The 21,272-nt window shown below is 50.8% G+C and carries 23 protein-coding genes; 7 read left to right on the top strand and 16 right to left on the bottom strand.

All coding sequences use genetic code 11. The features are described from left to right. The 4 genes from ACFSX3_RS14660 to lpdA all read right to left on the bottom strand — a co-directional run. A partial coding sequence (locus tag ACFSX3_RS14660) for a biotin/lipoyl-containing protein (protein ID WP_379312960.1) occupies nt 1-299 on the bottom strand: 299 nt, incomplete at its 3' end. 352 nt (nt 300-651) lie between these two features. Next, the gene (locus ACFSX3_RS14655) at nt 652-1,638 is read right to left on the bottom strand and encodes an alpha-ketoacid dehydrogenase subunit beta (protein ID WP_209984283.1); all 987 of its coding nucleotides are present in this window, start codon (nt 1,636-1,638) and stop codon (nt 652-654) included. 3 nt (nt 1,639-1,641) lie between these two features. Continuing rightward, on the bottom strand, nt 1,642-2,673 hold the full coding sequence (locus ACFSX3_RS14650; protein ID WP_209984285.1) for a thiamine pyrophosphate-dependent dehydrogenase E1 component subunit alpha: 1,032 nt from the start codon (nt 2,671-2,673) through the stop codon (nt 1,642-1,644). A gap of 319 nt (nt 2,674-2,992) precedes the next feature. After that, complete coding sequence (gene lpdA / locus ACFSX3_RS14645) at nt 2,993-4,414, bottom strand: dihydrolipoyl dehydrogenase (RefSeq protein ID WP_209984299.1); 1,422 nt, start codon at nt 4,412-4,414, stop codon at nt 2,993-2,995. Between the two features lie 167 nt (nt 4,415-4,581). On the opposite strand from lpdA, the gene ACFSX3_RS14640 reads away from it, so the two are divergent. Beyond that, entirely contained in the window at nt 4,582-4,872 is a 291-nt protein-coding gene (locus ACFSX3_RS14640) for a DUF2627 domain-containing protein (RefSeq protein WP_209984302.1), read from the top strand. Nucleotides 4,873-5,780: 908 nt separating this feature from the next. Here the strand turns inward: ACFSX3_RS14640 and ACFSX3_RS14635 are convergent. Genes ACFSX3_RS14635 through ACFSX3_RS14625 form a run of 3 tightly spaced genes read right to left on the bottom strand, consistent with a single transcriptional unit; the run spans nt 5,781 to nt 9,579 of the window. Beyond that, entirely contained in the window at nt 5,781-7,628 is a 1,848-nt protein-coding gene (locus tag ACFSX3_RS14635) for an ABC transporter ATP-binding protein (protein ID WP_209984306.1), read from the bottom strand. Continuing rightward, nucleotides 7,609-9,351: an ABC transporter ATP-binding protein gene (locus ACFSX3_RS14630; RefSeq protein WP_209984309.1), complete on the bottom strand. Its 1,743-nt coding sequence runs from the start codon at nt 9,349-9,351 to the stop codon at nt 7,609-7,611. The genes ACFSX3_RS14635 and ACFSX3_RS14630 overlap by 20 nt, the downstream gene beginning before the upstream one ends. An 18-nt stretch (nt 9,352-9,369) precedes the next feature. Beyond that, complete coding sequence (locus ACFSX3_RS14625) at nt 9,370-9,579, bottom strand: hypothetical protein (RefSeq protein ID WP_209984312.1); 210 nt, start codon at nt 9,577-9,579, stop codon at nt 9,370-9,372. 185 nt (nt 9,580-9,764) lie between these two features. Here ACFSX3_RS14625 and ACFSX3_RS14620 point away from each other — a divergent pair, with 185 nt between their 5' ends. Then, nucleotides 9,765-10,334, top strand: a complete 570-nt coding sequence (locus ACFSX3_RS14620; protein WP_209984314.1) for a thymidine kinase — start codon at nt 9,765-9,767, stop codon at nt 10,332-10,334. A gap of 236 nt (nt 10,335-10,570) precedes the next feature. Here the strand turns inward: ACFSX3_RS14620 and ACFSX3_RS14615 are convergent, their stop codons facing one another. Continuing rightward, entirely contained in the window at nt 10,571-11,089 is a 519-nt protein-coding gene (locus ACFSX3_RS14615) for a DinB family protein (protein WP_209984320.1), read from the bottom strand. Between the two features lie 786 nt (nt 11,090-11,875). Here ACFSX3_RS14615 and ACFSX3_RS14610 point away from each other — a divergent pair. The 4 genes from ACFSX3_RS14610 to ACFSX3_RS14595 all read left to right on the top strand — a co-directional run bounded on the left by ACFSX3_RS14610 (nt 11,876) and on the right by ACFSX3_RS14595 (nt 13,286). After that, nucleotides 11,876-12,400: an accessory gene regulator ArgB-like protein gene (locus ACFSX3_RS14610; protein ID WP_209984323.1), complete on the top strand. Its 525-nt coding sequence runs from the start codon at nt 11,876-11,878 to the stop codon at nt 12,398-12,400. Continuing rightward, nucleotides 12,397-12,516, top strand: coding sequence for a cyclic lactone autoinducer peptide (locus tag ACFSX3_RS14605; protein ID WP_209984326.1), 120 nt, complete (start codon nt 12,397-12,399; stop codon nt 12,514-12,516). Before ACFSX3_RS14610 ends, ACFSX3_RS14605 begins: the two co-directional genes overlap by 4 nt. A gap of 21 nt (nt 12,517-12,537) precedes the next feature. Then, nucleotides 12,538-12,873: a LytTR family DNA-binding domain-containing protein gene (locus ACFSX3_RS14600; RefSeq protein ID WP_209984329.1), complete on the top strand. Its 336-nt coding sequence runs from the start codon at nt 12,538-12,540 to the stop codon at nt 12,871-12,873. Between the two features lie 239 nt (nt 12,874-13,112). Then, on the top strand, nt 13,113-13,286 hold the full coding sequence (locus tag ACFSX3_RS14595; RefSeq protein WP_209984332.1) for a sporulation histidine kinase inhibitor Sda: 174 nt from the start codon (nt 13,113-13,115) through the stop codon (nt 13,284-13,286). A gap of 101 nt (nt 13,287-13,387) precedes the next feature. On the opposite strand, the gene ACFSX3_RS14590 is transcribed toward ACFSX3_RS14595, so the two are convergent. After that, nucleotides 13,388-13,696: a hypothetical protein gene (locus ACFSX3_RS14590; RefSeq protein WP_036698353.1), complete on the bottom strand. Its 309-nt coding sequence runs from the start codon at nt 13,694-13,696 to the stop codon at nt 13,388-13,390. Nucleotides 13,697-13,815: 119 nt separating this feature from the next. Further along, on the bottom strand, nt 13,816-14,475 hold the full coding sequence (locus ACFSX3_RS14585; RefSeq protein WP_036698355.1) for a helix-turn-helix domain-containing protein: 660 nt from the start codon (nt 14,473-14,475) through the stop codon (nt 13,816-13,818). 270 nt (nt 14,476-14,745) lie between these two features. Here ACFSX3_RS14585 and ACFSX3_RS14580 point away from each other — a divergent pair, with 270 nt between their 5' ends. After that, complete coding sequence (locus ACFSX3_RS14580; RefSeq protein ID WP_209984334.1) at nt 14,746-15,117, top strand: hypothetical protein; 372 nt, start codon at nt 14,746-14,748, stop codon at nt 15,115-15,117. 79 nt (nt 15,118-15,196) lie between these two features. On the opposite strand, the gene ACFSX3_RS14575 is transcribed toward ACFSX3_RS14580, so the two are convergent. The 6 genes from ACFSX3_RS14575 to ahrC all read right to left on the bottom strand — a co-directional run bounded on the left by ACFSX3_RS14575 (nt 15,197) and on the right by ahrC (nt 21,246). After that, entirely contained in the window at nt 15,197-15,346 is a 150-nt protein-coding gene (locus ACFSX3_RS14575; protein ID WP_379258690.1) for an imine reductase family protein, read from the bottom strand. Continuing rightward, nucleotides 15,343-15,636 (bottom strand): NAD(P)-binding domain-containing protein, encoded by a 294-nt coding sequence (locus ACFSX3_RS14570; RefSeq protein WP_379256011.1) that lies wholly within the window; start codon nt 15,634-15,636, stop codon nt 15,343-15,345. Before ACFSX3_RS14570 ends, ACFSX3_RS14575 begins: the two co-directional genes overlap by 4 nt. Before the next feature lie 1,120 nt (nt 15,637-16,756). Beyond that, nucleotides 16,757-17,575 carry a sporulation transcription factor Spo0A gene (gene spo0A, locus ACFSX3_RS14565; protein WP_209984338.1) on the bottom strand — a complete coding sequence of 273 codons (819 nt, stop codon included), beginning with the start codon at nt 17,573-17,575 and terminating at the stop codon, nt 16,757-16,759. Nucleotides 17,576-17,772: 197 nt separating this feature from the next. After that, nucleotides 17,773-18,882 (bottom strand): SpoIVB peptidase, encoded by a 1,110-nt coding sequence (spoIVB, locus tag ACFSX3_RS14560; protein WP_209985113.1) that lies wholly within the window; start codon nt 18,880-18,882, stop codon nt 17,773-17,775. A 138-nt stretch (nt 18,883-19,020) separates the two neighbouring features. After that, nucleotides 19,021-20,748: a DNA repair protein RecN gene (recN, locus tag ACFSX3_RS14555; RefSeq protein WP_209984341.1), complete on the bottom strand. Its 1,728-nt coding sequence runs from the start codon at nt 20,746-20,748 to the stop codon at nt 19,021-19,023. 48 nt (nt 20,749-20,796) lie between these two features. Further along, on the bottom strand, nt 20,797-21,246 hold the full coding sequence (gene ahrC, locus ACFSX3_RS14550; RefSeq protein WP_209984344.1) for a transcriptional regulator AhrC/ArgR: 450 nt from the start codon (nt 21,244-21,246) through the stop codon (nt 20,797-20,799). Nucleotides 21,247-21,272: the final 26 nt, after the last annotated feature.

Raw genomic sequence — 21,272 nt, 5'->3', positions numbered from 1 at the left:
CCGGCACCTGCCGGTGACGGGGCCGCAGCGGCTGGCGCAGCGGAGCCGGCCACAGCGATGCGGGCGATGATCTCGCCGACGCTGACCGTCTGGCCCTCTTCGGCCAGTAACTCGACCAGTTTGCCGTCTACCGTTGCAGGCAGCTCTGCGTTCACCTTATCCGTGATCAGCTCGCAGATCGGCTCATATTGCTCTATCGAATCGCCCGGCTGCTTCAGCCACTTCCCAATGGTCGCCGATACCAGCGATTCCGCGAGCTGCGGCATGATTACATCCGTCAGCGTTGTATTGTCAGACATAATGTCACTCCTTAAAGTTTGGTAAGCACAAGCACCCTGAAGAACTTTGTACACAACTGTCTTCGGAAGCATACACCTAAAGTTTGTAAGCGGATTTTACCGATTTTATGGCCCAATTGGACATCCAGCCATGAAATCCTGCACTTAATGCAACATTCGCTCATAAAAATCTGCCCAAAATTAAAAATGTTGCACGAAATGCAGCATTCCTCTTCATACAGGCGGCAAAGCGGATATTTTGTTGTATTTCCTGCAGCATTCTGCCTAGCCCACTATTTATTTCGTATCTTAAGTTGCACATTATGCAACATTCCTGCCGGGTCGCGATGTCCAGGGAGGATGAACTAATGACTTAATACTGCGCCAGACGCAGCATCTCAGCCTTCACCTTATCCTTGCTGAGCAGGAAGAATTTCTCCATCGGCGGTGAGATTGGCATCGCCGGGACATCGGGTCCGCACAAGCGGAAGATTGGGGCATCGAGGTCGAACAGACAGTGCTCGGCGATGATCGCCGCCACTTCAGCGCCGATGCCTCCGGTCTTGTTGTCCTCATGAACAATCAGCACCTTGCCGGTCTGCCGGACAGCGGAAATAATCGCCTCGCGGTCCAGCGGCTGGAGTGTGCGCAGATCCAGGATATGCGCGGTGAGGCCATGCTCCTTCTCCAGCTCCTCCGCTGCCTGCATCGCAAAATGCAGCGGCAAGCTATACCCGATCACCGTAATATCGCTGCCCTCACGCAGCAGATTCGCTTCACCAATCGGCACGGTGTAGTCGCCTTCCGGCACATCGCCCTTGATCAGCTTGTAGCATTTCTTGTTCTCGAAGAACAGCACCGGATCAGGATCACGGACAGCGGACTTGAGCAGTCCCTTCGCATCAGCCGCCGAATAAGGAGCCACAATCTTAAGTCCCGGTGTTCCGAAGAAGATCGACTCAGGGCACTGCGAATGGTACAATCCTCCGAAGATGCCGCCGCCGATCGGCGCGCGGATGACAATCGGACAGCTCCAGTCATTATTGGAACGGTAGCGGATTTTGGCTGCTTCGCTGATAATTTGGTTGGTTGCGGGCAGCATGAAATCCGAGTACTGCATCTCGGCAATCGGCTTCATGCCGTACATCGCAGCGCCGATGGCCACCCCTGCAATGGCAGATTCCGCAAGCGGCGTATCCAGCACCCGCTCTGCTCCGAACTGCTCCTGCAAGCCTTTGGTTGTTGTGAAGACGCCGCCCTTCACGCCGATATCCTCACCCAGCACGAACACCGACTCATCGCGCTCCATTTCTTCCTTCATTGCCAGCCGGATTGCATCAATATATTCCATCATCGCCATGGCTTAAGCGCCCCCCTTCAGGCCGGATTCATCGTAGACATGCAGCAGCGTATCTTCCGGTTTCGGGAACGGCGCATTCTCCGCGTAGGTGATAGCCTCTTTCAGTTCAAGATTATATTCGGCAGCCAGATCACGCTCCTGCTCGTCACTCCACAGACCGAGTCCAGTGAGATACGTGCGGAACGCGGCGATGCCGTCTTTTTTCCAGTTCGCATCGACTTCTTCCTGGGTCCGGTAAGCCAGATCATTATCCGAAGTGGAATGCGGCGAGAGACGGTACATCATCGCTTCAATCAAGGTCGGCCCCTCTCCGGCAACCGCACGCTCCCGGGCTTCCTTCACTACACGGTAGACCTCAAGCGGATCATTGCCGTCCACCCGGATGCCGGGGAAGCCATACCCCAGCGCACGGTCGCTGACCTTGCCGCCAAGCTGCTTATGAGCCGGGATGGAGATTGCATACTGGTTATTCTGGCAAAATATAATGACAGGCAGCTTATTCACACCGGCAAAGTTACACGCTTCATGGAAATCCCCCTGGTTGCTGGAGCCTTCCCCGAAGGTAACGAAGGAGACGAACTTCTTCTTCTGCATCTTCGCCGCCAGCGCGAAGCCTGCTGCATGAGGGACCTGGGTCGTGACCGGGCTTGAGCCCGTTACAATCCGCAGGCGCTTGCTGCCGAAGTGGCCTGGCATTTGCCGGCCGCCGCTGTTGGGGTCCTCCGCCTTGGCGAATACGGACAGCATCAGCTCTCGCGTGGTCATTCCTACCGAGAGAACAAACGCATAGTCCCGGTAATACGGAAGGAAAAAGTCGTTCTCCCGGTCCAGCGCAAATGCAGCCGCGACCTGCGCCGCTTCCTGCCCGATGCCGGATACATGGAAATTGATCTTCCCCGCACGCTGCAACAGCAGACTGCGCTCATCATATTTCCGTCCGAGCTGCATGAATCTGTACATATCAATAACCTGGCCGTCTGTGAGTCCAAGCTGCTTATGTCTGTTAACGGTGTCTACAGTACCTTGGGATTCCATATAAGAGGTACCTCCTAAAAGTTTGGTTGGCGTTCACTCGTTCCGGGTCCGCAACTGTCTGCCGGCTCGGAAGTGTTCACCTGGTGTTAAGCTATGACTCAGCCTTGCTTTGTCCTGATCCTATAACCAGGTACTAATTTCATTATAATCCCTTTCCCTCCAAAAAGAAAAGCCAAAATCACCCCACCACGCGGAGTCTTTAGGGTGAAGGCCGGCTCAACTGCTTGGCAGGGACCTAATATAGCCGGTATAGAGTCATTTAGGCGCTTCACGCGCCTTCAGCTCCTTCCGGCTAACTGTATAACCTCTTTATCGCATCCTAGTATCCGATAGCTCTTCCATCCACCGCCAGCATCGCTTCCCCGATAATTTCAGACAAGGTAGGATGGGCATGAACAGCCTCTCCGACTTCCCAAGGTGTAGCATCCAGGATCTGCGCCAGTGCCGCTTCGCCGATCAGATCGGTCACATGCGGACCGATCATCTGCACACCGAGGATATCCCCGTTCTTCGCATCAGCTACCACCTTCACAAAGCCGTCCTTCATGCCGTAGACAATGGCTTTGCCGATGGCGGAGAACGGGAACTTGCCGGTTACCGTCTCGCGGCCGAGCTCCCTCGCTTCCTTCTCCGTGTAACCGACACTGGCGACTTCCGGCCGTGTATAGACACAGCGGGGAATCAAATGGGCTTCATATGGATGGAGTGCTTCACCGGCCAGATGGTTAACGGCACGGATGCCTTCATGGCTGGCAGCATGAGCCAGCTGCAGTCCGCCGATACAATCGCCAATCGCATAGATATGCGGTTCACCCGTCTGCATATTAGCATTTACCGCAATGACACCTGTGTCGAAGCGGATATCTGTATTTTCAAGTCCGAGATTCTCAATATTCGCTACGCGCCCCACGGATACGAGCAGTTTGTCAGCCGACAGACTCTGGCTCTGTTCCCCCTTGCGGGCTTCAATCGTAATCCCAGTCTCTGACACCGTGCAGGTCTCTGCATCTACCGTTGTTCCGGTGAGCACCCGGACTCCACGTTTCTTCAGCAGGCGCAGCAGCTCGCGGGCCACCTCTTCATCCTCCTGCGGCAAAAGCTGTCCGGCAGCCTCAACGACAGTCACCTGTACTCCGAAATCAGCCAGCATAGACGCCCACTCCACTCCGATTACCCCGCCGCCCACAATAATTATTGAGGCCGGCAGCTCCTCAAGCGTCAGCGCTTCTTCACTGCTCAGAATCACCTTGCCGTCCGGCGTAAGACCCGGCAGAACGCGGGGACGCGAGCCGGTAGCGATGATGAGATTCGTAGAGACCACGGTCTCCATCTCACCATTTTCCAGTTCCACCGCCACTGCGCCGCTTCGCGGGGAGAAAATCGAAGGCCCGATGATCCGGCCTTTGCCCTTCAGCACCTGAATCTTGTGCTTGCGCATCAGATACTGCACCCCCTGATGAAGCTGCTCCACAACCGCTTCCTTGCGCTGCTGCACTTTGGGGAACACTAGCTTGGTGCCCGTAGTCTCTATACCGTAGCTTTCGCTCTCGTTGATTTCAGCCAATACCTCTGCACTGCGCAGCAGTGATTTGCTGGGAATACAGCCGCGGTGCAGACAGGTTCCGCCCAGCTTGTCCATTTCAATAACGATAACAGATTTGCCCAGCTGCGCAGCGCGGATCGCTGCCACATAACCGCCGGTGCCACCGCCAAGTATCGCTACATCACAGGTCATTGTCATGATATGTATCCTCCAGTCATTCCTCTTAAATTCAGTCCAATCTCTTATATTGTACTCTCTTTCGGGAGTAATTCAAAACATACAAACGTCATGTATTCATGGACTTTTGCAGGCTAAAGCGTTATCATATGGGTGAATTCAAACGGCTGCGAAGAGGAGCGACTGTGATGAAACTGCTGATTTCACGCTTCATTGCCATCCTTATTCTGGTGATCCCCGGCCTCCTGGCGATGACGGGCTTCCTGATGATGAAAGATGATCTGTTCAACTATATCTCCATGCATGGCGACGATACTGCCGTGCCGGATTTCGCCTGGCTGCATTTCGGCGGCGGACTGCTCTTATTCCTGGCGGGAATGTCCTTCCTCGGCGGCTGGATTCTGACCCGTGACCGCAAGAAGAACTATGTGGGCCCCCGCTTCAGAGAGAAACAGAAAGCCGAGCAGCCCCCGTCCTAAGCCAATTTTTGTTCATAACATATAGAAGCAGGGGATGCCTCCAGCCATCATTGAACCGGCTGCGAGGCATCCCCTTGTTATTAGCTATCGAACATTTAACTGGAGGACTCCCGATTCACACCAGACGCCGCGTGAACTAAACGATGTACTCTTTGAGAGTGCGCTGCGAGTCTGCCACTCAAAGGCTAAGAGTCTAGGGTTACGAGTCCATCACTCAGGCACTACGAATCTATCGCTCATGCGCTGTGAGTCTAACACTCATTGCGTTACGAGCCTGTGACCCAAGCGCTAAGTGTAGTTTGTACAACTATAATGCTCGATTTCGGCCCATGGAGAGGTATAGCTGCACTTCGTACACTTATAAATCACTACTTTGCGTATAAAGACTAATGTGCCCGATCTTAGTTGTACGGAATACATCTATCCGTGAGATTACGAGATACGATTCACAGTATGCGGTACGATATTAGAGCTTACCAACAGTACAATTGCACAATGTACAACAGAAAAAAGTAATATCAGGCAGAATTCAGAGGCTATTGCACTTCGTACAGCAGAATTCAGGCAAAACCCGCTTTTCACCCTAAATCATCTAAATCTAATGTACCAAATACAATAGAATGCAATTTCCCGCTGAAAAATCAGATGTCTATTGCACAAAATACAGTTACCTTATAAATCATGCGCCGTAGCTTCTGCATTCCATTCGCCGTATGCACCAGTGTGAGCATTACCCCGCTTCTTCTCACTTACAACAACACTTACCGTACTTGCCACACTTACCTCACTTGCCGCCTTACGCACTTACCCTTACCCTCACTTATGCCTCAGCTATGACTCACCCATGTCTCACCCATGCCTCAGCCATGACTCACTTATGACTCACTTATGTCTCACTTATTTCTCACTCACTCCCCAGCCGCCTCCTTACTCCCCCGCACCAGATCGCTGTAGAGGCCGCCCTGCTGGAGCAGCTCCTCATGCGAGCCCTGCTGAAGCAGGCGTCCGCCCTCAAGCACCAGAATGCGGTCGGCTGCGCGGATCGTGCCCAGCCGGTGGGCGATCACGAAGCTGGTCCGGCCGCGCATAAGCGCCTGGAGCCCTTCCTGAATCTTGATCTCGGTCACCGTATCGATGCTGCTCGTCGCCTCATCCAGCACAAGCATGGACGGATTCGCGAGAATTGCCCGGGCAATAGCCAGCAATTGCTTCTGTCCCTGGCTGATACCGCTGCCATCCACAGACAGCATCCGGTCGTAGCCGTCCTGGAGTCTCATGATGAAGGCATGGGCATTGGCCAGCTTCGCGGCCTCCTCCACCTCTTCATCGGTTGCATCCAGCCGGCCGTAGCGGATATTATCGCGGATCGTACCTTTGAACAGGAAGGAGTCCTGCAGGACAAAGGCCATATGGCTGCGCAGACTCTCGCGGGTGACCGTTGACAGCTCCCGCCCGTCCAGCGTAATGCTGCCCCGGCTCGGATCGTAGAAGCGGGACAGCAGGCCGATTAGCGTCGTTTTGCCAGCACCAGTAGGTCCGACCAGCGCAATCATCTCCCCAGGCTTCGCTTCAAACGAAATATCCTGCAGCGTATCCGCACCCCCGTCATAGGAGAAGGAAACCTCCGAGAACTTCACAGCGCCCTCAACATGCGCAAGCTTCACCGCCGCGCCTTCATCCCGGGCCTCCGTCTCCTCATCCAGCACCTCGAAGACACGCTCTGCACCAGCGATGGCCGACAGCAGGGTGTTCCACTGGTTCGCCAGATCATTCAGCGGCCGGGTGAACTGGCGGGCATATTCGGCAAAAGCGATAATAATCCCCACCGTCACCAGTCCGCGGATCGCAAGCAGCCCTCCGACTCCGGCCACGATGGCAAAGCTCAGGTTGTTCAGACCATTCATCAGCTTGGGAATGAAGCCTGAAATCGCTTGCGCCCAATACCCCGACAGCATAATCCGTGTATTGCGCTCTCTGAAGCCGGTAATCACCCGTTCCTCCTGCGAGAAGGCTTTGATAATCCGCTGACCGGATAGTGTTTCTTCGATGAACCCGTTCAGCTCCCCCATGTTCCGCTGCCGCTCCTTGAAGAGCGGGCCGGTCCGCCGGGTAATCCAGCGCATGCCCAGCATCATCAGCGGCACCACAATGAAGGTTAGCAGTGTCAGCAAGGGACTGAGCCATAGCATCACACCAACCGTTCCCACCAGCGTCAGGATACTGGAAAAGATCTGAATCGCCGAGCTGTTCAGCGTCGAGCTGATATTCTCGATATCATTGGTCAGACGGCTCATAATCTCTCCCTGCTGCCTGCGGTTGAAGAAGGAGATCGGCAGGCGGTGCAGGTGCGAGAACAGATCCGTCCGCATCCGGTAGACCGTCTCCTGGGCCACTTCGATCATCCAGATATTTTGCAGCCAAGAGACCAGGGAGTTCAGCAGATAGACCAGCGCCAGCACCAGCAGGAACATGCCCCACGTTCTGCCGCCCTCCCCGCCCAGATAATCGTCCACCGCCCGGCTGATCAGGTAGGGTCCAAGGAGCGACAAGGCTGAGCTTAGCAGAACCATGAACAACACTAAGATCAGCTTTGTCCGGCGCTCGGCGAGATAAGTCCATATGCGTCCTAATGTGCCCGACCAGTTCTTGGCCTTCGCCTTCGGCTTCCGGCTGCCCATCGCCCCGAAGATCTTGGCTTCGCCGTGCCCAACATCCAGCTTAGGATAGCGGAACGGCTCAATAAGTGCTTTGAACATGCTGCCCCTCCCCTGTCTGCGACTCATAGATTTTGCGGTACAGCGCGGATTGGTCCATTAATTCAGAATGGGTCCCCTGCGCAATCAGCCGGCCTTCGTCCAGCAGCAGAATCAGATCGGCCGAGGCGGTTGAGCTGATTTTCTGTGTGATCAGGAAGGTCGTGCAGGATAACTTCTTCAGCTCCGCCAGTAAAAGCCCCTCTGTCACCGCATCAAGCGCACTGGTGCTGTCATCCAGAATCAGAATCGCCGGTCTGCGCACCAGCGCCCGTGCAATGCTCAGACGCTGCTTCTGCCCGCCCGACAGATTGACTCCGCGTTGCCCGAGGGCAGTATCGTAGCCCTTCGGCAGCGCTGCAACCGTCTCATAAATCTGTGCTGCCGCCGCTGCCTGCTCAATCTCTGCCTGACTCGCCGCTGCATTTCCCCAGGCTATATTCTCCCGGATCGAGCCGGTGAATAGCAGTACCTCCTGAGGTACATAGCCAATCGAGCCCCGTAAGGTCTGCATATCCATCTCCGTATGCTTCTGTCCGTCCACCAGGATACTCCCGCTGCCGCATTCATAGAGCCGGGGAATCAGCGTCGCCAGAGAAGATTTACCTGAGCCGGTCGCGCCCATAATCGCCACACGTTCCCCCGGCTGCACCGTGAAGGAGATGTCCTCCAGCACCTTAATATCACTGCCCGGATAATTGAAGCTGACCTGCCGGAACTCAACCTTGCCTTGAACAGCCGACGTTAGACCTTTTCCAGAAGCCATGCCCAACTCGCCCGGCCCTTCGCTTGCCGCCATTACTTCAGCAATCCGTCCGGATGAAGCCCGTGCGCGGGAGAAGCTTACCATAATCCAGGATAGCGCTGACAACGCTCCCATCGTGCGCAATGAGTAATTAATAACGGCAACCGTCTGCCCCAGCGTCGCATCACCTGTGGAAATCTCGATGCGTCCGAACCATAGCACGGCCAGAATCCCCGCATTGACAATGATCATAATGAACGGTGTCGAGGTCTCGGTGAGCCGCAGCGCCGCAATAGTCGATCTCATCAGCTCTCCGCTGAACGTTGCGAACCGGCCGATCTCATGGCCCATCCGCACAAATACACGGATCAGCCGGATTCCGGTCAGATTCTCTTGAATAACACCATTCACACCGTCAAGCCTCGTCTGCACATTACGGAACAGCTCGGACGCTCTGCGCATCAGCCAGATCATGAAAATCACCAAAAACGGCAGGGTCACCGTCAACAACAGCCCCAGCTTGATATGTACAACAAGCGCCATAATCACGCTCCCTACCACAACCAGCGGAATACGGGTCATGAACCGCAGCCCCATGAATATCGTATCCTGAATTTGTGTTACATCGCCCGTAAGGCGGGTGATCAGGGATGAGGTAGGGAAGCGGCTGAATATATCGTAAGAGAACGACTGTACCTTTTCATACAGCTTGTCACGCAGGTCGAACGCGAACCCCTGACTTGCATGCGACGCAAAAAAGGAGCTGAGTATTCCCGCCAGAAACGCCACAGCGGCACTCCCCACCAGCACACCGCCCCACAGCCAGACGACCGCTGTGTCCTGTTGCCGGATACCGTCATCAATGATTTTGGAGATCAGCAGCGGCTGCGACAGCTCTACGGCCAGCTCAATCAGCATCATGACCAGCGCGGCAATGGCGGCGACACGGTATTTTTTAAGAAAAGTCAACATTAGCTTCATCGAAGATACCCCATTTGCTTATTCGTAGAGCGCATCCCGCAGGCGGGTAGACATTGCAGAGCCTTGTCCCGACTTCAAAATGACCCGGCGCAGTGCCTTGTTGCTGCGGTTCAGCTCGGTGAGCTCGGCCAGCATTTCTTCCAGTAAAATCTCCGCATCAGGGATAAGCTCCCCCTTCTCCTTCAGCACATTGACCCGTTCCTTGTATTGCTCCAATTTCTCTGTCACCTGACTTACTTCCCTTCTGTTCCCTATATTCTCCTGCTGAAGACACAATTGCGTTTATTATAGCACATCCCGGGTGGAAGCAATGTTTGCACTGGCTACCCCGGCCCCGAGTATGATACTCTAGTAAGGTCGCATTTTTCGGATGAATACTCAGCTAAACTGAACAGCGAAAGGATAGATGGACGATGGCACAGTTATTTTTCAGGTATGGAGCTATGAATAGCGGCAAATCCATTGAGATTCTCAAGGTTGCACATAATTATGAAGAGCAAGGCAAGTCGGTGCTCCTGTTCACTCCATCCCTTGACGACCGGGACGAAATCGGGTACATCTCCTCCCGGATCGGACTGCGCAAGCAGGCCATTCCTATCGATGAGCAGACCGATATCTACAGCATTGTCAGCAGCAGTCTGCCGAAGCCGCATTGTGTACTGATCGACGAGTGCCAGTTCCTGAGCAAGGAGTGCATCCTGCAACTGGTGCGCATTGTGGATGAGCTTGACATTCCCGTGATGGCCTTCGGCCTCAAAAATGATTTCCAGAACAACCTGTTCGAAGGCAGCAAATATATGCTAATCTACGCCGACAAGATTGAAGAAATGAAGACCATCTGCTGGTTCTGCGCACGGAAAGCCACCATGGCACTGCGGGTCGAGAACGGCAAGCCGGTATACAGCGGCAAACAGATCCAGATCGGCGGCAACGAAGCCTATTACCCGGTCTGCCGTAAATGCCACAAGAATCCCCCATTGTAAAATACCCTAAAATAGAACATTAAAACGCACTCCAGCCCTGATCAGGCCAGAATGCGTTTTTTGTTTGCCAGTCTATTGAACCGCTTGAAGCGCCCGATGCTCATCCTCCATGCGGACGAACAAATCATGCTGCATCGCAGTCTTCCCGCCAAAGTTAGCACGCTGAGTGACCGCCCTCATCCCGCCGTTAATCCGGGAGCGGTGCGGGATGCCTGCTGCCGCTAGGCGGCTTTTGACTAGTTCAGATAACGTTCATGAAGAACCCGCAGATGATGCAACTCATGTCCAATGATCAGAGCAATCTGCGCTCTAACCGACATCGCATTGCCATTGGCGTTGCCCGTGCGGATATAATCATCATCCGCCAGACTGTCTACCAGCGCCGAGGTGGACTCGCGGACGATCCGGTAGTGCGCAATCATCGCCTGCAGCGTGAAGCGGTCGAACGCCCCGGCAGCCGCATAATCATTCTCCTCATAGCCCGGCAGCGGCACCTGCTCCCCCCTCGCAAAACACAGCAAGCGGTAAGACATAATGCGGTCATTATCTATCAGATGCCCCAGCATTTCCTTGATACTCCACTTCCCGGGGGCATAGCGGTAGGCCCCTTGCTCCTCCGTCAGCCCGCCGAGCAGAGCCAGCACCTGCTGAGTCTGCTCTCTTAGAATGACACTCAGTTCTCCTTCAGGCGGCACCAGTGTAATATATCTGGACTGAAAATCGGTATACTCTCCTTGCGCAGGACGCTGATTCATGGTAAAAACCCCTCTCCAATCCAATTTTTAAGAAATATTTGCCGGATTGTGTCAAAACCTGTTGTTGTATCTTAGCCTATTATGTATAATATCACCAGGATTACAGATTAGTTAACCTATTTCCCGGGAGTGTACGCATGCTGGATTTTGTGCTTTATATGCTATTTTCCATATTGGAAACATACGCAATGTTTTATTTGGCTTTTAAGGTTTTTAAGATTGATGTTTTTCCTGTGGAAATGATATTTGCTGCTACATTAATGGCATTTGTCTCGTTTGTTCTCCGTAATGATTATAAACTGATATTAACTGATGTATTCTTCCAATATTTAATGACCTTCTGCTTTATCTGGCTTTTATTTAGAATTCATATTTTTTACGCTGCAATAATGACAGGATTAACCTATTTATCATATATGCTCATTCAATCCACATGTTATTTCTTAATACACTTTACATTCTTAACTTCAATAAAACCTCCTTTTATGACGGCTAGCGTTTATATTATTCAAGTCATTTCTGCTCTTTTGTCAATTACAATTGGTTTTTATGTCGGCAAATACAGAAAAGGTTTCGATTTCGTTCCAGATAAACAAAACGTTAAAGTAAGGATAGAAATCCGTGAGATAAAGCTCTTCTTTCTAAGTGCTCCTTCCATACTACTTGTTATATTAATGATGATCCTATCACAAAAATATTCACAATTCTTTTTACTGATACCAGTTATAAATGTGATTTTACTATATGCGTATTTATATCTTTCATATAAAAAGGATCGAAGCCACAATGAATTTATTAGCTTCTAGAATCGCAGTCAAAATCAAAAATGCGAACCCTGAAGAAACGCATTCCATTGAGATCATGCAATACTCGCTGGGCATTATTTTTAATACACTGCTAATCATAGTGAGTACAGCCATCATAAGTCTTACTTGGGGCCATTTTGCAGAATCTATAACCTTTCTTCTATGCTTCTCCATTCTGCGTCTCGCCTCTGGTGGCTTTCATTTAAAGACAACCATGGCCTGCAATATTGTTACTATTTTATTAAGCACCTTGCTGCCTTTTTTTATCACCTTTTCAGATTCAACTCTTTGGATTGTTAACTCAATTAACTTAATCATTGTTATTATGTATGCTCCAAACCCAGATAAAAATGCCAGAATTCCAACTTTTTTATACCCTATATTAAAGTTGATTTCTATAGTAATAGTATCCTCTAACTTCTTTTTTCAATCAAATGTACTCGGATTAGCCTTTCTAGTCCAAGCTTTAACAGTGATTCCATGGACAAGGAGGAGAACACAGTGAAAAAATTAATTGCAAAACAGGCATCAGCCGTTCTTGCCGGATCTGCACGTTTATTTGTTTCAATTATGAAACCGATGTTCCATAGCCCGGAAGCACCAAAAGAATTACGCAAGTAATTACACAAGGATGGGGAGTACATGCGTGTCTTACTAAACGACGGCTCTTCCCGCAGTATCCGGGAGGAGGAGATATTGTATTTCTCTAACCACAAGAATACGATATTCGTCCATACGAAAGAAGGCGAATTTGTTCTCCCTACCACTCTTTCCGATTTGTATGCAGCTTACGGAGAAATGGGCTTTGAACGTCTTGACCGCAGCAATGTAGTCAACATTGGCAATATTGACGGTTATGATCCGGAACGGAAGATTGTTCTGTTCAATCAAGGGGAACAATTTGCTACTGTATCAGAGTCCAATGAAACACGTATCCGCAGATTTCTGGCTTCGCAGAAGAAAGAATCACCGTTATAGAATGTAAAGAGAGCAGCGATTCCCTTTTCAGAGGGGGGCGCTGCTTTTTTGTTGTCATGACAGGCTAAGAAAAACAAATTCAATCATTATCACATAATATCCATCTTATGTAAAGAGGAATTCAGAGGGCGAATGACAGCAGACGGATTTTCTTCCAGATGGTACCATTTAAATAGAGATATTTTATTTCAATCTTAATTATCTGTCCCACCTACTCTCAACTATGATGGAGGAATACAATGGAAACTTACTTTCATCCTTCTCCGCGCCCCTCATCACTTGAGCTATTGTCTGACGAACAATTAATGAACATCTACGAATTGGCGCTGGAAGCCAAGGCTTCACCGGATTTTATCCAGATTATCAGGAATGTTCTCACCACACGGAATCTTTCAGGTACCCAACATCATTAGAATGCGAAGCTCTCGATCCATAAGATATACCTGCACAGATGCCAAAAAACCATCCTCCACATTGTGCGGGGATGGTTTTTTGGTGAGCAACGGACTTCTATCTACTCGATAATTTCGGTCTTGAATACGTTCTCCAGCTTACCGCCAAGCCGCTTCTTCAGAGGAACCTTGATATCGCGTCCCAGCTCTTTGAAGAAGGTCTCCGCATCACATTTGACGTTCTGAGCCATGGCAATGACTGTTCCATCGGCAACGATATTCTGATTCACTTCAAGCGGCACATCTACTTCGATATCGTATTTTTTGGTAAGTGTCTTGATGTATCTTGCAAAAATCTCCAGCAGCTCTTCGTTATTGAAATTCTCGATGGCCGCTTTCCCTTTGCTGGTGAACTTCATATTGATTCTCATGTTTCTTATCCCCTTTTCTGTCTAACCATTTGTAGTTTGTTTATGGATCAAGATGAATAGATGGCTGCAAGAAAGGGCAACATTATTCATTTTGGAAGCACGCTATGCCGGGCCCTTCTTTACTTATACACGCCCTTGATCTGTTGTACTTTGAACTGGGTGAATTCCTTCAAGGCCTGAATAACCTGGTCCTGTTCCTCTTCCTTCAGCTCATAGATGCCTTCACGCAGCCATTCTCCGAACAAGTACGCCTGGCGCCCCTGGCGCGGCTGCCTGCGGAGGCTATCCAGACTCCCCTCGAATATATCGTTCAGCACATCGGTCAGGTTGTACTTCTCGATCTTCTCTATAACCATTCCTGCCCCATATTCCGTCTCATAAACGATTACCTCTTCAGAATCAAAGGAAACATATGACGTTTCTTTGTCTTCCTTCGCCCGGAATTCCTTCAGCTTGTTGAACGCCGTCTCGTAAATGTAGTCTTGGGACTGATTATGCTTAGGCAGCTTGTAGCCCTGCTTCAGTGTCTTGATGTACTCAATATCAGGCATATAGTCGGCCAAATGATACATCCGGTTCTTGAGATCCCCTCCGAGTGCTTCAATGATCTTGTCCAGGTTATCCTTCAGCGGGATACTCTCTCCCCGTTCAATCTTGCTGAGCTGTGAATAGCTGATGCCGCTCTTCTCTTCCAGCCCCCTGAGGGTTAACCCGCGGGCCTTCCTGAAGTGCCGGATGAAATTCCCCAGCTCATCGGGGTAATTATCGAAATCGTTCATAAGAGCCACCTCTACCTATATCATAACACAAGACAACAATTTGTGTTTCATAATAACAATTGTTTATGTAAATTCTTTAGATGAGAAGCGTAAAACTCTTCAGATAGCCGCCCCCTGACAGGATGAATTTTCCATTTCATTTTTGAAACATGGTTTTAATTCCCATAAATGAGAGCCATATTGTTCCGATTTCCTTATTCTCTCAAATACACTCCGATTTTATCCGATATAATCTAATGTAAACTTAATACCACAACTGGAGGAATGTTCATGTCTTACACAATGGAAGTCAATATTGCAAAAAACCAGGTGATTGTCAGAGCCTACGGCCTGACTGAGAGTGACGTACCCGCCTACATAGCAGATTTCGAGAATGCCCTGAAGCAGCTGAAGCCGGGCTTTACCGGAGTAACCGATGTGACAGGTTCCCCAACCGTGCTCTCCCCTGAAGTAGCCGGCATGCTCGCCCCAACCGGTGACCGCGCGATAGAAGCAGGAGTAGGCGGCTGGGTATACGTTGCAGATTCCCCGGTCTGGAAAATGCAAATGAAAAGACTGTTCGGCAAATTCGCCGTGCATTACCCTACATATCAAGAAGCCGATGCTTACCTGAGCAGTCTGGGCAACCAGTCCGTTAACTAAGATATATGAAATACAAGCATATATTTATAACAAAACCGACCAAGCAATTGCTTGGTCGGTTTCCTTTAAAGAATTATTTTTAGTGTAATACCTTAACCAAAGCCGCGATTTCCTCGCTCCCATAGCCAGCATGAAGGGCCTTTTGGAACAGATTTTCAGCGAACCGGGGGAATTCGTTATTGATGCCAGATTCACGTGCTTGCAGCGTAAGCAGCTCAATGCTTGTCATGGACATTTGAAGCGAGCACACGGCTCAAGGTCACGGGCTTGCTGCGGACTCCCGGTACTGAGCTGAATGAGCACACGGCCGGCCAGAGCGGACTTCACGGGCTCCTGGTCCAGGATGCTTGTGGACACGTGGTAATCAGCTACACAGATGATCGTGATCGGACTGGCAGCTATGGCTGAAGCTGCACTGGATGCGAGAACGGCCCCTCGACGGATAAATGCATCTGCTCTTGCAGGGGTGCGGTTCCATACCGTAACCTGGTAATTCTGCTCTACCAGATTGAAGTGCATGGGATGGTTCAGGCGTTATACATACGCACATTAGTGAGTCTTACCTGAATTGGGCCGCCCATTTTTTTCTAGGATTAGGCTTGGATGCCCATGTACGCCAGCCTGTGGCTCTACGAGGACAAATAGGAAGACTGCTGTTCACCCCATGTAATGACCCAGGTGTTTTTTGTTATTCCTCAATATCCCGGCCAAGGACGCCGCACAAAATATAATATAGAGTCCCAGGAAAAGCGGCATGGACAGGAACCCCTTATACTCAACAATCCCCATTCCAATAAAAGTCATCCCTAATATGAGATAGGGCAGGACCATCCCTCTTTGGAAAGAGGCCCGCTCATTCTTACTCAAGCTATCCCTAACGGATTGCCGAAGAAACACATGAAGTCTAAAAAAATGACAAGCCGCTTGTGTAAGCATCCAGATCCCTAGAAAAATCTGCGCTACGATTTCTCCCACCTCCTTTGCTTATCCCTTCATTATAAACTAAAAAAAGCCACTCCATGAAGGAGTGACTTGATTTATCAAATACATTGCTGAAATTAAGGACAAACGCAAGAAAGTACGCAAAAAGAAAACGTCTAAGACTTCCGCAAAAAATCGTAGACGTAAGCGCTAGACTCCAACAGCTCTTATTGTCTTCGTTGCATTGTATGCGCTTGTTACTGGTGTTTACAGACTCACACGCAAGTCATGACCACAGACGAGGCTGCTACTCAATGGGGACTGTCTCAGGATCATCCTAAACGAAGAGAACGTAACAATAACTGAAGCCTGGCGATGGGCTTCTTTCTTTGTGTAAAGAACAAAATCACTCTAAAGGGTGAAGGATGCGGGTGCCGTTCTGAAATGTTTATTCCATTCATGACGGGTGCTCCCGCCTATCTGTCGTCAATTCTGAGAGTTTTTTTCTCACCGACCGCTTGTATGGAGCCTGATTGTTGCACATCTTGCATGATTTCAGCATCGGTCGCTCCTAAACGGCATGGGTTCAGTGAAACAAAATACCGCTTGCTATTGGGGAATACGATTTCCCATTAGCAAGCGGTATTTATTGTTATGCTATTCTGGTATTTACAGACTCTAGACTACTTAACCCTCACGTATCCTGCCCCTAACCCTTTCAAGACACCTTATGCTCAATCCGCAGCTTGTCGGCTACCATGGCAATAAATTCCGAGTTAGTTGGCTTGGATTTGGAGATATTAATGGTATAGCCGAACAGGTGGGAGATGCTGTCGATATTGCCACGGGTCCAGGCGACTTCAATCGCATGGCGGATGGCGCGTTCAACGCGGGAAGGCGTGGTCTTGAACTTTTCGGCTATAGCCGGATACAGCGTCTTGGTTATGGCACCAAGTATCTCAATGTTGTTATAGACCATGGTGATGGCTTCACGCAGGTACTGGTAGCCTTTGATATGCGCAGGGACGCCGATTTCATGAATGATCGAGGTTATATTGGCATCCAGATTCTTGCCCTTGGACAGCGGAACCACATTACTGGAAAATCTGGAAGAAGAATAGCCGGACATGTTTGCGGAAGTGCTCATACTGCCTTGCGTACCCACCAGCTGGCGTACACGGTTCGCCAGAACCTCCATGTCAAACGGTTTCAGAATATAATAAGAGGCTCCAAGCTGAACGGCTCTCTGCGTAATATTCTCTTGTCCAAAAGCAGTCAGCATAATGATCTTGGGTTGAGGGTTCAGATCCATATCACGCAGGCGTTCCAGAACGCCGAGGCCGTCCAGATGCGGCATAATGATATCAAGGATAAGGACATCGGGGATCTTGCGTGCTCCGCTGAGCATCTGTAGTACCTCTTCCCCATTATAGGCAATGCCTGTCACGGTCATATCTTCTTGTTCAGTAATGTACTCGGCGAGCAAATTCGTGAACTCCCTGTTATCATCGGCCAACAACACTTCAATATTCTGCACTGGCTGCTTCCTCCTTAGATATCTGCTATTCGGAAAATAATGATCATCTTCTCTCCCTATAACTTTCGACATCAGGATTGAATATCCTTCTGTCGAAAATTATTTTTCTTTATTTTTTTTCGGTGTTGATTTATAATTAAATATTTTGTTTCAGGTTTCGAGGATAATCGCTGCCCTTCGACAAAAAAATCTTAAGGCTAAACCGCCTTAAGATTGTATTGAAGCTCCTGATCCTGTTGAACCACACCTGAGTCCCTAAGCATCCACTCAATGAAGCAGCCATACCCTGACTTGGGATCATTGACGAACACATGGGTCACTGCACCGATTAGACGGCCGTTCTGGACAATCGGGCTGCCGCTCATCCCCTGAACAATCCCTCCGGTCTTATCAAGCAGGCGGGGGTCGGTGATGCGCAGCACCATGCCTTTAGTGGCAGGGGTCTGCTGACGGGCCACATGGATGATCTCCACGTTGAAGCGTTCGACCTGTTGACCGTCCACTACGGTAAGAATCTGTGCGGGACCTTCCTTCACTTCAGTGCTCATGGCCACCGGAATCGGCTCCTGATACAGGCTGTGCTCGGGATTACGGGTCATTTTACCGAATATTCCGAAATCCGTGTTGCTCTCCACATTCCCAAGAACTTGGCTTTCCTTCAAAAAATGAGCCCGTTTCTCGCCAGGATCGCCATCCTGGCTCTTCGAGATCGAAGTGACGCTGGACTGCACGATATGACCGCTGCCCACCACAATCGGCGTACCTGTGTTCATGTCAGTGATGACATGCCCAAGGGCCCCGTATACACCCTGCTTCGGGGCATAGAAAGTGAGGGTCCCTACACCTGCTGCCGAATCACGGATGTAAAGCCCGAGCCGCCACACCTTGTCTGTGCGGTCATACGCGGGCTTCAGCTGAGCTGTGTGCTCTTTACCGCCGCGTTTGTAGACGATGCTTAAAGAATCATTGCTCCGGCCGGCTTGCTCGACCAGCCTTGCTACCTTGGATACCTCGTCCAGCTTCACCCCGTTAATCGAGATCATCAGATCGCCGGGCAGGATGCCGCTGTTCTCACCGGGTGAAATCTTGGACTGCTCCGATACTTCAATCAGATGATGGCCTACAACAAGCACGCCTGCCGACTTCACCTTTACGCCAATCGTCTGACCCCCGGGGATGACCTTAAGTTCATTCTCGGTTCCCTGTACCGCCCTCAGCGGTTGATGTTCAAGCGGTGCTGCGTGGATCTGTGAGGGTCCCGTTATGCCTGATAAACTGAGAAAGAAGGCAAATAAAAGGCCGGGCATTAACTTCCTGAGGTTAGGCTTCAATGGCTGTCACGCTCCCTTTTGCTTCTTTCGCTTGACGAAAAAGGTGGTCGCCAATTGCGTACCTATAAGATAACCTTGCCCCCAGGCTTTTATTACTGTCAATCATTGTCCCGCTTAGCTTACAGCTGCCTTACTGGCCTCGGCCAGACCCAGCATCTCCTGTGCGTGATGCAATGTTTTTTCGGTAATTTCCACACCGCCCAGCATCCGGGCCAGCTCCATCACGCGGCCTTCAGCCGAGAGGGAGTCCACCTCAGTCATCGTGCGTCCGTCTTCGACTTTTTTGGCAATCAGGTACTGATGATCCGCCATACAGGCCACCTGCGGCAGATGGGTAATGGAGAACACCTGGCAGGTGGAGGAGAGCTTGTAGAGCTTGTCCGCAATGGACTGGGCCGCCCGTCCGCTGACCCCGGTATCCACCTCATCGAAGATGAGTACAGGAATGGCATCATGCCGTGCAAAAATACTCTTCATCGCCAGCATGATCCGCGACAACTCCCCCCCTGAGGCGATCTTGCCCAGCGGACGAAGCGGCTCGCCGGGATTCGGGGAGATCATGAATTCAGCGCTGTCGATCCCCTGCCGGGTCAGACGGTACCGCCGTCCCTGATACTCCATACCACGCGGATCTTCAAGCGTCTCCATCTTCACCTGGAGTGAGGTCCGCTCCATCTGCAGATCCTTCAGCTCACCCTCCACCTGTGCAGCAAGATCCGTCGCACATTGCCGCCGCGCTCCACTTAGAGCTCCAGCCGCTTCCATTAAGATATGAAGCAGGCCATCGCGTTTAGCCGTTAATTTCAGGGTATATTCATCCTTATTCTCCAGCAGGTCAGTCTCCCGCTCAATCTGCTGATAATACTCCAAAATCTGTTCAACGCTATCTCCGTATTTACGACGCAGGCCGGTAATCTGGTCCAGACGATTCTCAATATCATCCAGCCGGGCCGGGTTGAACTCGATCTCTTCCCGGTAGTCGCGCAGCTGAAACGCCGCATCCTCCAGCTGATAATAAGCCGACTGTAGTTGCTCGAAGACTGCCCGCAGACCCTTTTCGTCATACCTCACCGCATCTTCAAGCCTGGAGATTACATTGCCAATGGACTCCAGCCCCTGCTTGTCATACAGCAGCTCGTATGCGCCGGATACTGAATCCATCATTTTCTCACTGTGGGATAGTTTTACCCGTTCTTCGGCAAGTAATTCATCTTCTCCCGGTTTTAGTCCCGCAGCAGAAATTTCCTCCAGCTGAAAACGGTACAAATCCAGCATCTGATACGCCTTTTGGCTGGATTCCTGAAGTTCCCGGAGTTCTTTTTCCACTTTGGCGAAGGCTGTATATTTCTCCTGATAATCCGCTTTGAGCGGTCCGATCACCGCTTCCCCATAGGTATCCAGCAGACCCAGATGACGTTCAGCCTTCAGCAGGTTCTGATGCTCATGCTGTCCATGAATATTGACCAGCTGGTCCCCGATTTCACGCAGCATGCTCAGATTGACCATCTGGCCGTTCACGCGCGATGTGCTTTTCCCCTGAGAGGTAATCTCCCGGCGGACCACCAGATGCTCCTCACGCTCTGCTCCGATGCCCAGCCGCTCCAGCGTATCCCAGACCGGATGACTTCCCGGCAGACTGAAAAGCGCTTCCATTTCGGCCTTCTCACACCCATACCGGATGGAGTCAGCGGAACCGCGTCCCCCGGCAATGAGTGCCAGCGCATCGATAATGATTGATTTCCCTGCACCGGTCTCCCCTGTAAGGACATGGAACCCCGGATAAAAATGCACATCCACCGCCTCAACCACGGCCAGATTGCGTATAGACAATGTCTCTAACACGAATACAGCACCTCCGACAAGTTGATTGCCTGTCCATCCATAAGCAAATTAAGAAATATAACCCATAATCTGTGCAATGACGTCCTTGCTGTCTTCCGGCTGGCGGCAGATAATCAGGATCGTGTCGTCTCCGGAGATCGTGCCCATAATTTGCGGCCAGTCGATGTTATCGATCAGTGCAGCCACAGAATTAGCCGTTCCCGGCAGACATTTCATCACCACCAGATTAGCGGAAAAGTCGATTTGTACAAAGTTGTCCACCAGCACCCGCTTCAGCTTCTGGGTCGGGTTGTAACGCTGGTCGGTGGGCAGGGAATATTTGTAACGGCCGTCATCCATCGGCACCTTGATTAGCAGCAGTTCCTTAATATCGCGGGATACGGTAGCCTGGGTGACTTGAAATCCGGCTTCCCGCAGCGCCTCGACCAGATCATCCTGGGTTTCGATTTCCTTTTGCGAGATAATTTCTCTAATCTTGATATGTCGGTGTCCCTTCATTGTTGCCTCCTGTATTTATATTGTGC

The sequence above is a fragment of the Paenibacillus rhizoplanae genome (assembly GCF_042684125.1).
Taxonomy (GTDB): Bacteria; Bacillota; Bacilli; order Paenibacillales; family Paenibacillaceae; genus Paenibacillus_AQ; species Paenibacillus_AQ rhizoplanae.
This window is presented reverse-complemented; position numbering and strand designations above follow the sequence as displayed.